The 12413-nt window shown below is 62.4% G+C and carries 10 protein-coding genes; all 10 read right to left on the bottom strand.

The annotated features are described in order from the left end of the window. Positions 1–8: 8 nt before the first annotated feature. The 10 genes from HX821_RS11885 to HX821_RS11840 all read right to left on the bottom strand — a co-directional run bounded on the left by HX821_RS11885 (position 9) and on the right by HX821_RS11840 (position 12193). On the bottom strand, positions 9–1220 hold the full coding sequence (locus HX821_RS11885) for an O-succinylhomoserine sulfhydrylase (RefSeq protein WP_008438742.1): 1212 nt from the start codon (positions 1218–1220) through the stop codon (positions 9–11). Positions 1221–1286: 66 nt separating this feature from the next. Further along, positions 1287–2792 (bottom strand): amidophosphoribosyltransferase, encoded by a 1506-nt coding sequence (gene purF / locus HX821_RS11880; RefSeq protein ID WP_003212683.1) that lies wholly within the window; start codon positions 2790–2792, stop codon positions 1287–1289. 41 nt (positions 2793–2833) lie between these two features. Continuing rightward, the gene (locus HX821_RS11875; protein ID WP_003212681.1) at positions 2834–3391 is read right to left on the bottom strand and encodes a CvpA family protein; all 558 of its coding nucleotides are present in this window, start codon (positions 3389–3391) and stop codon (positions 2834–2836) included. A 254-nt stretch (positions 3392–3645) separates the two neighbouring features. After that, positions 3646–4308: an SPOR domain-containing protein gene (locus tag HX821_RS11870; protein ID WP_087693954.1), complete on the bottom strand. Its 663-nt coding sequence runs from the start codon at positions 4306–4308 to the stop codon at positions 3646–3648. Continuing rightward, complete coding sequence (gene folC / locus HX821_RS11865) at positions 4292–5599, bottom strand: bifunctional tetrahydrofolate synthase/dihydrofolate synthase (RefSeq protein WP_008438745.1); 1308 nt, start codon at positions 5597–5599, stop codon at positions 4292–4294. Before folC ends, HX821_RS11870 begins: the two co-directional genes overlap by 17 nt. After that, entirely contained in the window at positions 5596–6516 is a 921-nt protein-coding gene (gene accD, locus HX821_RS11860; RefSeq protein ID WP_003212675.1) for an acetyl-CoA carboxylase, carboxyltransferase subunit beta, read from the bottom strand. The genes folC and accD overlap by 4 nt, the downstream gene beginning before the upstream one ends. Positions 6517–6759: 243 nt before the next feature. After that, the gene (locus HX821_RS11855) at positions 6760–7392 is read right to left on the bottom strand and encodes a phosphoribosylanthranilate isomerase (RefSeq protein WP_003212673.1); all 633 of its coding nucleotides are present in this window, start codon (positions 7390–7392) and stop codon (positions 6760–6762) included. Positions 7393–7455: 63 nt separating this feature from the next. Next, a complete protein-coding gene (gene truA, locus HX821_RS11850) occupies positions 7456–8280 on the bottom strand; it encodes a tRNA pseudouridine(38-40) synthase TruA (protein WP_003212671.1) in 825 nt (274 codons plus the stop codon). A gap of 156 nt (positions 8281–8436) precedes the next feature. Further along, positions 8437–11022 carry a FimV family protein gene (locus tag HX821_RS11845; RefSeq protein WP_177035789.1) on the bottom strand — a complete coding sequence of 862 codons (2586 nt, stop codon included), beginning with the start codon at positions 11020–11022 and terminating at the stop codon, positions 8437–8439. 160 nt (positions 11023–11182) lie between these two features. Further along, a complete protein-coding gene (locus HX821_RS11840) occupies positions 11183–12193 on the bottom strand; it encodes an aspartate-semialdehyde dehydrogenase (protein ID WP_003212668.1) in 1011 nt (336 codons plus the stop codon). Positions 12194–12413 lie beyond the last annotated feature (220 nt).

Genomic DNA, 12413 nt, shown 5'->3' with positions numbered 1-12413 from the left:
CCACTCGATCACAGGGCAGCCAACCCACGGGCCAGGTCGGCCTGCAGGTCAGCGACGTCTTCCAGGCCCACCGCAATGCGGATCAGGCTGTCACGAATCCCGGCAGCTTCACGCTCCTGCGGCGCCAGGCGGCCGTGGGAGGTGGTGCTCGGGTGAGTGATAGTGGTCTTGCTGTCACCCAGGTTGGCGGTGATGGAGATCAGGCGAGTCGCATCGATAAAGCGCCAGGCGCCCTCTTTGCCGCCCTTGACCTCGAAACTCACCACGGCGCCGAAACCACGCTGCTGGCGCTGGGCCAACTCGTGTTGCGGGTGGCTCTTGAGGCCGGCGTAGTGGACTTTCTCGATGCCGTCCTGCTGCTCCAGCCACTCGGCCAGGGCCTGGGCGTTGGCACAATGGGCCTTCATCCGCAGGCTCAGGGTCTCCAGGCCTTTAAGGAAGATCCAGGCGTTGAACGGACTCAGGGTCGGGCCGGCGGTGCGCAAGAAGCCCACCACTTCCTTCATCTGCTCGCTGCGGCCGGCAACCACGCCACCCATGCAACGGCCCTGGCCGTCGATGAACTTGGTGGCCGAGTGCACAACGATGTCTGCGCCCAGCTTCAGCGGCTGCTGCAATGCAGGGGTGCAGAAGCAGTTGTCGACGATCAGCATCGCGCCCTTGGCGTGGGCCACTTCGGACAATGCGGCAATGTCCACCAGCTCGGCCAATGGATTGGACGGCGACTCGACGAACAGCAATTTGGTGTTGGCCTTGATGGCCGCGTCCCAGCCGGACAGGTCCGCCAGCGGCACGTAGTCGACTTCAATACCAAAACGCTTGAAGTACTTTTCGAACAGGCTGATGGTCGAACCAAACACGCTGCGCGATACCAGGACGTGGTCGCCGGCACTGCACAGGCTCATGACTACCGCGAGAATCGCGGCCATGCCCGTGGCAGTGGCGACAGCCTGCTCGGCGCCTTCCAGCGCGGCGATACGCTCTTCGAACGCGCGCACGGTCGGGTTGGTGTAACGCGAATAAACGTTGCCCGGCACTTCACCGGCAAAACGCGCAGCGGCGTCGGCCGCAGTGCGGAACACATAGCTGGAGGTAAAGAACATCGGGTCACCGTGCTCACCTTCCGGGGTGCGGTGCTGGCCGGCGCGCACAGCCAGGGTATCGAAAGCTACGCCATCGAGGTCGCTGTCCAAGCGACCGGCATCCCATTCCTGACTCATGCTCTACTCCTCAACTCGAATGCTTTATCAAAGATACAAAACCGGCCCCTCAGGGCCGGTGTCTACTCAGTTGTTGTACAGGTCGATGATCGCGCTGACCGCCTGGGTCTTGATCTTCGAGGAATCGTTACGGGCCTGCTCGATCTTGTTCAGGTAGGCCTCGTCGACATCGCCGGTGACGTACTTGCCGTCGAACACCGCGCAATCGAACTCCTCGATCTTGATCTTGCCACCACCGACTGCTTCGATCAGATCCGGCAGGTCCTGGTAGATCAGCCAGTCGGCGCCGATCAGGTCCGCAACGTCCTGGGTCGAACGGTTGTGGGCGATCAGTTCGTGGGCGCTCGGCATGTCGATGCCGTACACGTTCGGGTAACGCACGGCAGGCGCGGCGGAACAGAAGTAAACGTTCTTCGCACCGGCTTCGCGGGCCATCTGGATGATCTGCTTGCAGGTGGTGCCGCGTACGATGGAGTCATCCACCAGCATCACGTTCTTGCCGCGGAACTCCAGCTCGATCGCGTTGAGCTTCTGGCGCACCGACTTCTTGCGCGCAGCCTGGCCAGGCATGATGAAGGTACGGCCGATGTAACGGTTCTTGACGAAGCCTTCGCGGAATTTCACGCCCAGGTGGTTCGCCAACTCCAGCGCAGCGGTGCGGCTGGTGTCCGGGATCGGGATAACCACGTCGATGTCGTGATCCGGGCGCTCGCGCAGGATCTTGTCCGCCAGCTTCTCGCCCATGCGCAGGCGCGCCTTGTACACCGAAACACCGTCGATGATCGAATCCGGACGCGCCAGGTAGACGTGTTCGAAGATGCACGGGGTGAGTTTCGGGTTCAGTGCGCACTGACGGGTGTGCAGCTTGCCGTCTTCAGTGATGTAGACCGCTTCGCCCGGCGCCAGGTCGCGAATCAGGGTAAAGCCCAGCACGTCCAGGGACACGCTTTCGGAAGCGATCATGTACTCGACGCCTTCGTCGGTGTGACGCTGGCCGAACACAATGGGGCGGATGCCGTGGGGGTCGCGGAAACCGACGATACCGTAGCCGGTCACCATCGCCACTACCGCATAGCCACCGACGCAACGGTTGTGCACGTCAGTCACGGCAGCGAACACGTCTTCTTCGGTCGGCTGCAGCTTGCCGCGCTGGGCCAGCTCGTGGGCGAACACGTTCAGCAGTACTTCGGAGTCCGAGTTGGTGTTGACGTGGCGCAGGTCAGATTCGTAAATCTCCTTGGCCAGTTGTTCAACGTTGGTCAGGTTGCCGTTGTGCGCCAGGGTGATGCCATAGGGCGAGTTGACGTAGAACGGCTGGGCTTCGGCCGAGGTCGAGCTGCCCGCTGTCGGGTAGCGCACGTGGCCAATGCCCATGTGCCCGACCAGGCGCTGCATGTGGCGCTGATGGAACACGTCACGCACCAGACCATTGTCCTTGCGCAGGAATAACCGGCCGTCGTGGCTGGTCACAATACCGGCAGCATCCTGGCCGCGGTGCTGGAGGACGGTTAGCGCGTCATACAGCGCCTGATTCACGTTCGACTTACCGACGATACCGACGATGCCACACATGCGACGCAACCCCTACTTAATGAATCTTGACTGAACACAACTTACTGAGGCGTTTTGGCCGGCAAGAGGTGTTCCTTGAACGGAAGATCAGCGGGTACGCTGATCCCGCTGGCCAGCCACTGACTGCTCCACCCCAAAATGAGGTTTTTGGACCAATCTGCAACCAATAGAAATTTTGGCACGAGTACCGACTCCTGCCACCACGAATCCTGCTGTACCGGCCCCAGGCTCAACAGCCCGACCGCCACGACCACCAGCAAGCCGCCACGCGCGGCGCCGAAGGCCATGCCGAGAAATCGATCGGTCCCGGAGAGGCCGGTGACGCGTATCAATTCGCCGATAAGATAATTGACCATTGCCCCCACCAACAACGTGGCGATGAACATGATGGCGCAGCCCGCGATGACGCGAGCCGAAGGTGTCTCGATGTATCCGGCCAGATAGACAGACAATGAACCGCCGAACATCCAGGCTACAACTCCTGCGATGATCCATGTCAGCAGCGACAATGCTTCTTTGACGAAGCCGCGGCTCAGACTGATCAAAGCGGAGATGGCGACAATTGCAACGATCGCCCAATCAACCCAGGTAAATGGCACAGTTCAGCCTACAGACGGATAAGGCGGCGCATTTTAGCAGAGCGCTGGGCTATCGGTAAGCTGTGATTGGCAGTGCATTTGAAATCAATGAGTTATAGGGGAAACCGGCCTGTTGCGGCACACCCAAAACACTTGTGGGAGCGGGCGTGCTCGCGAAGGCGGTGGGGCAGCCAATAAATCTGCTGACTGATACACCGCTTCGCGAGCAAGCCCGCTCCCACATTGACCGCATTCCAGCTTGAATCCTTGCAGCCTCAGCCTTTTTCGGGCTGGAAGCGAACCACAAAACCCTTGAGGTTCTGCTGGCGATCCAACAGGTCCCGCAGGCGATCGGCTTCGGCGCGCTCGATCAGCGGCCCGATGAATACCCGGTTCTTGCCATCGGCGCTGCGGATATAGGCGTTGTAACCCTGGGTGCGCAGCTTCTTCTGCAACGCATCAGCACTTTCGCGGTTAGCCAGGCTGGCCAGCTGGATCGACCAACTGATCGGCAAGCCATTCGGGTCAATACGGCTCTGGCCCACGTCCGGCTTGCCTGGTGCCGCAGGTTGCGGGGCCACAGGTTTTGGCGCTGGCGCCGGCGCCGCAGGCTTCGCAGCAACTGCAGGAGCAGCAGGCGCAGGCTTAACCACCGGCACGCTCGGCTGCACCGGCATCGACGGCGCTTGCTGTGCAGCCACTTCGTCATCGGTCGGCACCGGCTCTTCTTCCGGCAGCGCTTGCGGCTCGGGAACCACCACCGGCTCAACCTGAACCTGAGGCACCGCAGGCGCCTGGGGCGCAGCTGGCGCTTCAACGGTCACTTGGCGCTGCTCATCCTGACGGGAAAACAGCATCGGCAGGAAAATCACCGCCAACGCCACCAGGACCAGGGCTCCAACCATTCGCTGCTTGTATGCGCTATCCAGTAATGCCATGTGCAGCTTCCTCCGTGGAGCGCCGGGCCAACCATTCGAGCGCCTCGGCAACACAATAAAATGATCCGAACAACAGAATCTCATCCTCAGGCGTCGCAACCGCGCACTGGGCTTCCAGGGCGGCTGTCACGCTTGCATGGGACGTCACGGACGCGCCAAGGTTCTGCAAGGCAACCTGCAACTCGATGGCAGGACGACTGCGGGACGTATCCAGCGGTGCAACCGCCCAGGCCTGGACGTCGCCCAGCAAGGGTGCAACCACGCCGTCCAGGTCCTTGTCGGACAACAACCCGAACACCGCGAGGCGGCGACCGGCGGGCGGCGTGCGTGCCAGGCGCCTGGCCAGGTATTCAGCGGCGTGAGGGTTATGCCCCACGTCCAGCAGCAGGTTCAGGCGCTTGCCCTCCCAGTCGAACGTGCGCCGGTCAAGGCGCCCCACCACGCGAGTAGCCTGCAACGTAGCGGCAATCTGCTCGGCATGCCAGGGCAAATCCAGCAACAGGTAGGCTTGCAGCGCGAGCGCGGCGTTTTCCATCGGCAGGTTCAGCAGTGGCAAGTCGCGCAACTCGACGGTTTGACCGCGCGCGTCAAGCCCGCGCCATTGCCAGAATTGGTCGCCAATCTCGAGATTGAAATCACGCCCACGCAGGAAGAACGGGCAATCCAGCTCACGCACCTTGTCCAGCAAGGTATGCGGCGGATCCAGGTCGCCGCACAGTGCAGGCTTGCCCTGGCGGAAGATCCCGGCTTTTTCATAGGCCACGGACTCACGGGTGTTACCCAGGTAGTCCGCATGGTCGACACCAATACTGGTAATCAGCGCCAGGTCGGCATCCACCACGTTGACCGTGTCCAGACGCCCGCCCAGACCGACTTCCAGCACCACTACATCCAGCTGCGCACGCTCGAACAGCCAGAACGCCGCCAGGGTGCCCATCTCGAAATAGGTCAGAGAAATCTCGCCACGCCCGGCATCAAGTGCGGCGAAGGCTTCGCAGAGTTGCTCGTCAGTGGCTTCGACGCCATTGAGCTGCACCCGCTCGTTGTAGCGCAGCAGGTGCGGCGAGTTGTACACGCCGACCTTCAGGCCCTGGGCTTGCAGCAAGGCCGCGACAAAGGCGCAGGTAGAGCCCTTGCCGTTGGTGCCGGTCACCGTGATCACACGCGGCGCCGGCCGGCCCAACCCGAGGCGGGCCGCTACCTGTTGCGAGCGCTCCAGGCCCATGTCGATGGCTGACGGATGCAACTGCTCAAGGTAGGCGAGCCATTCGCCCAGGGTACGTTGGGTCATATGTTTGCAGGCACCGGTGGCACGACAATCGGCTCGATTTTAGGCGCGACGTACACAGGTGTCGGCAGGCCCATCATTTGCGCCAGCAGGCTACCCAGGCGCGGACGCAGTTCGCCGCGCGGAATGATCAGGTCGATCGCGCCGTGCTCAAGCAGGAACTCGCTGCGCTGGAAACCTTCCGGCAGTTTTTCGCGAACGGTCTGCTCGATAACACGCGGGCCGGCAAAGCCGATCAGCGCCTTCGGCTCACCGACGATCACGTCACCCAGCATCGCCAGGCTGGCGGACACACCGCCGTAGACCGGGTCGGTCAGCACGGAGATGAACGGAATACCTTCTTCGCGCAGACGCGCCAGTACCGCGGAGGTCTTGGCCATTTGCATCAGCGAGATCAGTGCTTCCTGCATCCGCGCACCACCGGAGGCGGCGAAGCAGATCATCGGGCAACGGTTTTCCAGCGCGTAGTTGGCGGCACGTACGAAACGCTCACCGACAATGGCGCCCATCGAGCCGCCCATGAAGGAGAATTCGAAGGCCGAAACCACCACCGGCATGCCCAGCAGCTTGCCGCTGACGGAAATCAGCGCGTCCTTTTCACCGGTCTGCTTCTGGGCCGCGGTCAGGCGGTCCTTGTACTTCTTGCCGTCGCGGAACTTCAAACGGTCAACCGGCTCCAGGTCAGCGCCCAGTTCGGAGCGACCATCGGCGTCGAGGAAAATATCAATGCGGGCGCGGGCGCCGATACGCATGTGGTGATTGCACTTGGGGCAAACGTCCAGGGTCTTTTCCAGCTCCGGGCGGTACAGCACCGCGTCGCAGGATGGGCACTTGTGCCAAAGACCTTCAGGAACCGAGCTTTTCTTCACCTCGGAACGCATGATCGAAGGGATCAGTTTGTCTACTAACCAGTTGCTCATGCTTTCTTTCTCCAGTACCGGTGGCTTGAACACAGCCCCGCGTATGCCCTTGAGCTAAATTCATATGTGGCGATTACACAAACTGGACGGGGTCAGACGTTCGACCAGCCATTTCCTGCCTGTGCCCTCAGCCTTCCAGACAACCTGCCGTGCAGGGTTGCCACTTCATTTCCGGGCCTCCCACAGGCGGCGCCGGGCTGTTTTACACAGTGGTAGTTATGGACGGCGGCAGACTGCCAGCCGTCACATCGTCCCGCTGCTGTCGCGCACGGCCTGCATGAATGCGCGAATCCTTGCGTGATCCTTGATGCCCTTGCCCTGCTCTACCCCGCCGCTGACGTCCACGGCATACGGCCGAACCTGCTGGATGGCACTGGCCACGTTGTCCGGATTCAGGCCGCCCGCGAGGATAATCGGCTTGCTCAACCCCTCGGGAATCAACGACCAGTCAAACGCCTCGCCCGTACCACCGGGAACGCCTTCGACGTAGGTGTCGAGAAGAATCCCGCGAGCCCCGCCATAGGCAGCGCATGCCGCAGCAATATCGTCCCCGGCCTTGACCCGCAGCGCCTTGATGTACGGGCGCTGGTAGCTCTCGCACTCGTCCGGACTCTCATCGCCATGGAACTGCAGCATGTCCAGTTGCACGGCGTCGAGGGTTTCATTGAGCTCGCAGCGGCTGGCGTTGACGAACAACCCCACGGTGGTCACGAACGGTGGCAACGCGGCAATGATCGCCCGCGCCTGCAAGACATTCACCGCCCGCGGGCTTTTGGCATAAAACACGAAACCGATGGCATCGGCCCCCGCCTCGACCGCCGCCAACGCGTCTTCTATGCGGGTAATCCCGCAAATCTTGCTGCGAACGGCAGACATGTCGATGAAACCTCAGGGCGTGTCCGGGAAAGTCCCGGATGGTAACAAATGCTTTTGAGGGCGTCAGCCGCCAAGTTCGCTGAAACCTGTGAGGAAGTGTGGCCCGATGAATCGCTGGGGCAATTCGAACTCGTCGCGGTACTCCACATCCACCAGGTACAGGCCGAACGGATGCGCCGTGACGCCGCCGGTACGGCGAATCCGGCTTTCCAGGACTTCCCTGGCCCATTCCACCGGGCGTTCGCCGGTACCGATGGTCATCAGCACCCCGGCGATATTGCGCACCATATGATGCAGGAACGCGCCGGCGCGGATATCCAGCACGATCATCTTGCCGTGGCGCGTCACCCGCAGGTGGTGGACTTCCTTGATCGGCGACTTGGCCTGGCACTGCCCGGCACGGAACGCGCTGAAATCGTGGATACCTACAAGATGCTGGGCCGCCTCGGCCATGCGCTCGGCGTCCAGCGGGCGGTGGTTCCAGGTGATTTCTTCGTTGAGATGGGCCGGGCGGATCTGATCGTTGTAGATCACATAGCGATAACGCCGGGCGATGGCTTTGAAGCGCGCGTGAAAGTCCGCCGGCATTACCTTGGCCCAACTGACGCTGACGTCGTGGGGCAAGTTGATATTGGCGCCCATCACCCATGCCTTCATCGAGCGCTCGGCCTGAGTGTCAAAGTGCACCACTTGCCCGCAAGCGTGCACGCCGGCATCGGTCCGCCCGGCGCACATCAGCGACACCGGTGAGTCGGCGACTTTCGACAGGGCCTTCTCCAGGGTTTCCTGCACCGTCGGCACACCGGAGGCCTGGCGTTGCCAGCCACGATAGCGCGAGCCTTTGTATTCCACGCCCAGGGCGATTCTGAAAAAGCCTGCGGCCGCCATTTCGGCGGCCGGGTTATCTATATTTGCCAAGAACTGAGAGCCTGATGAGTTGCGCAAAGGCGGCCATTATAAGGCCGTGCGCCTGGGACGCCATGGATTTGGTGCCTGGATGGCAAAACGGCAGCCCGAAGGCTGCCGTTGTATTTACCGCGCGTATCAAGCCAGCCGGCTGAGCATTTCCTTGGCTTCGCCCTTCTGACCGTCATCGCCTTCCTTGAGCACCTCGCCAAGAATGTCCCGCGCACCGTCGGCATCGCCCATGTCGATGTAGGCCTGCGCCAGGTCGAGCTTGGTGGCCACTTCGTCGGTACCGGAGAGGAAGTCGAATTCCGGCTCATCGCCACCCAACGCCGCGTCGTCGGCGGTGAAGGACGGTTCGATTGGCGGATGTTCCAGGCTTTGCGACAGGCGATCCAGCTCGGCGTTGACATCATCAAGCTCCGACGCAAACGCGTCCGGCTTGGCCGCTGCAGCAGGCGCCTCGGGCTCGTCGGCCAGGGACAGGTCGAAATCCTCCGGCAGGTCGAGGTCGTCCAGGTCGGCCGGCGTCAGTGTCGGCGGCTCTACCGGCGGCAGGTCCTTCATCTGGTCTTCAAGGCCGGAGAGGAAGTCGTCGTCGGACTGGGCCGACGAGGGTGGATCGAGTTGCAGGTCCAGGTCGAAATCCGAGAGGTCTTCCGCACTGGCCTTGGCCTCGGTCTGCTGTTGCAGCACCGATTCAAAGCTCAGGTCGTCGTCCGACGTCGGGCGGACCACGGCTGGCGAAGCAGCCTCCAGATCGTCCAGGCTGAGGTCGAAGTCAGTGTCAAACGCGTCCGGCGCAGGCTCAGGTGCAGGCGGTGCCGGGTCGTCCTTGAGCAGGTCCTTGACGTATTGGGCGTCGAGAGCGGCAGCGGCAACGGCAGCGCTGACGCCTGCTGCGAACACGGCCATGGCCGGGAAGCGGCTTTTCAGCTGTTCGACCTGGGCATGGTTGTCGCCATTGGCGACCAGTTGGCGCTCCTGGGTGACAAACCCGTCCTTGTTGCCCTGCAAGCCGTGGACTTCCATCAGCTTGAGACGCAGGTCACTGCGGGCGGGCTCTTGCTTGATTGCATCTTCCAGCACTTCCGCAGCCTGGTTCAGGTGGCCACGGTCGATATGCGACTGGGCTTGCGCCAGGGCGTCGGTCGGACGCTGCACAGCAACAGGTGCGACCACCGGCGCAATCACCGGGGCAACCACCGCCGCCGGGGCTGGAGCTGGAGCTGGAGCTGGAGCTGGAGCTGGAGCTGGAGCCAGCTTGACGTTCGGCGGCGGCACATCAAGGCCTTCGAAACTGTCAGATGGCAGGTCGTGATCAATGTTCGGCGCAAATTCCGGCTCTTCAGCCAGGGCCCGTGCCATGCGCAGGTGCTTTTCTTCTTCAAGCCGCGCATTGCGATGACGGGCCCACAGCAGCAGAAGCAACAGCACCAGCAAACCCGCTGCGCCGCCGATCACCCCCAGCACGATCGGGTTGGTCAGCAGGTCGTTGAATTTACCTTCAGTGCTGGCAGGCGCCGCATCCGGCTTGACCGGGGTCTCGACCGGCGCAGCCGCGGGGGTTGCTGCCGGAGCTGCCGCTGCCGGCGCAGCCGCTTGTGCAGCCAGCTCGGCCGGCATCGCCGCCGTTGCAGCAGGCTGCGCCGCAGCTCCACCCGGGGTCTGCAACTTGGCCAGCTGGTTGTTCTTGAGCTCGATCAGCCGCTGCAGCTTGTCCAGCTGACTTTGCAGGTCAGCCATGCGGCTTTTCAGTTCTTCATTCTCGCGACGGGTCGAATCCAGGCTTTCCTGGGTCACCGCCAGCTTGTTGTTCAAGGCCCGGCTGTCGCCCGCCGCGCCCTTCCCGCCTTTCCTGGCCGCTTCGGCCGAGACCAGGCTCAAATTGTCCTTGGTATTGGTCTGCGACGGCGCATTACCCGCCTGGGTACGCTTGGTCGCGTCCAGCTGCGCCTTGCCGGCGAGCTGATTGCCGCCACGGCGGCCCTCGCGCCACGCCGCGTTTTGCGCCGTCACTTCAGCAATCGCCTCGGGCTGCGGCAGGCTGGTGCTTTGCCCCGAATCCGGCAGGCGCAGGACCTGGCCGGTTTTCATGCGGTTGATGTTGCCGTCGATAAAGGCGTCAGGGTTCAGCGCCTGAATGGCCAGCATGGTCTGCTGCACCGAGGCGCCATTGCGGTTTTTCGCGGCGATTTCCCACAAGGTGTCACGGGAAGTCGTGGTGTGTTCCTTGGCCTTGGTGACTGCCGGAGCCGTCGTCGCGGGCGCACTCAAGCGTGGCGCGGGTGCAGGTGCACCGGCGGCCGGGGTCGACTGGTCGAACTTGGCCGGGTCCAGCAACACGCTGTAGTCGCGCATCAGGCGACCGTTGGGCCATTGCACCTGCAGCAGGAAACGCACGTAGGAATCCGGCAGCGGCTTGCTGGAGGTGACACGCACCACACTGCGGCCGTTGGGATTGACCACCGGGGTAAAGGTCAGGTCGTTCAGGAACGCCTGGCGATCGACGCCCGCATCCACAAAGGCCTGGGACGACGCGAGGCTGGGGGTGATCTCGGAGGCGGTCAGGCCACCGACATCGAGCAACTCGATTTCCACCGACAGCGGCTGGTTCAGCTTCGACTTGAGGGTCATCTCCCCAAGCTGCAGTGCTTGCGCCATACCGGAGGACAGCGCCGAGGCGGCCGCTATTGCTAACACCAGTTTGCGAACTTGAACCATAGCCTCATCCTTTTTGAACACTCCCCGGCCGGCGAGAAGGTGGGTAACCGCTGCCATTAGGCATGGCGAGCCGATAGGTCACCGACGCGCAATTTTTCCAGCTTGGGGCCAAGCATAGCGCTTGGCTAGAATCAATCTACAAATTGCCGCCAAGTATCTTTTACACAAGGCCTTTTATCAACAACTGCGCCAGCTGTACGGCGTTCAGTGCCGCCCCTTTGCGTACGTTATCTGACGCCAGCCACATATTTAGTTCCGCGGGGTCATCAACACCGGCACGAACCCGGCCCACGTAGACCACGTCCTGACCGACCGCATCGCCCACAGCCGTGGGGTAATCGCCCTCTTCCACCAATTCGACACCCGGTGCCGAGTCCAGGGCACGGTTGACGGCAGCGAGATCCACCGCTGCCCCCAATTGCAGTGACACAGTCAGGCTATCGCCAAAAAACACCGGGGCTTGAACGCAAGTGACGGAAATCTTTAGCAAAGGCATTTCCAGCACGGCGCGCAATTCGTGCACCAGGCGTTTTTCCAGGGCGGTGTGGCCTTGCGCGTCAGGCTTGCCGACCTGGGCCAGCAGGTTAAAGGCCATTTGCCGGTCGAAGAACTTCGGCTCCAGCGGGCGCACATTCAGCAACTCGGCGGTCTGCCGGGCGAGTTCGCTGACAGCCTCACGGCCCTGGGCGGAAACGGCGAGGTTGGCGGTGACGTTAACGCGCTGAATGTCCAGCAAGCCGCGCAGTGGCGCCAGCACCACGGCCAGGGCAGTCGCCGACGGGCTTGGGCTGCTGACCTGATAAGGTTTTTTCAGGCCATCGAGGATCTGTGCGTTGGCTTCCGGCACTACCTGCGGCGCCTGATCGGCCGGCAAGGCGCCGGACAAGTCGATCAGGGTGCAGCCCGCAGCGGTGGCGCGCGGGGCAAAACTCAAGGTGACCGCAGGGCCGGCGGCGAAGAACACCAGTTGGACTTTGCTGAAATCGAATTCATCGACTTCCCGCACCCGCACGTTCTTGCCACGAAACGGCACCGAATGCCCGGCCGACTCGCTGCTGGCCAACAGGTGCAGGCTGCCTACCGGGAAGTCCTGCTCTTCGAGGATCTGCACCAGGGTTTCGCCAACGGTGCCGGTGGCGCCGATCACGGCAATATCAAAGGTCTGGGTCATGGGGGCTGCCTCGGGCATTGCGGGGGGAGCGGCACTTTACCGGGTGGCTGGGGGTGAGGCAATTAACCTGGGGGTTGTGGTGTGGCTGATGGCCTCTTCGCGAGCAAGCCCGCTCCCACATTTGATCGCATTTCAACTGAAGAAACTCGCTCGAATGTGGGAGCGGGCTTGCTCGCGAAGAGGCCCGAGCGCGCAATAAAAAACCCGCGCCTGTCACCAG

Origin of the sequence: Pseudomonas sp. B6001, assembly GCF_013386015.1 — a bacterium.
GTDB lineage: Bacteria > Pseudomonadota > Gammaproteobacteria > Pseudomonadales > Pseudomonadaceae > Aquipseudomonas.
This window is presented reverse-complemented; position numbering and strand designations above follow the sequence as displayed.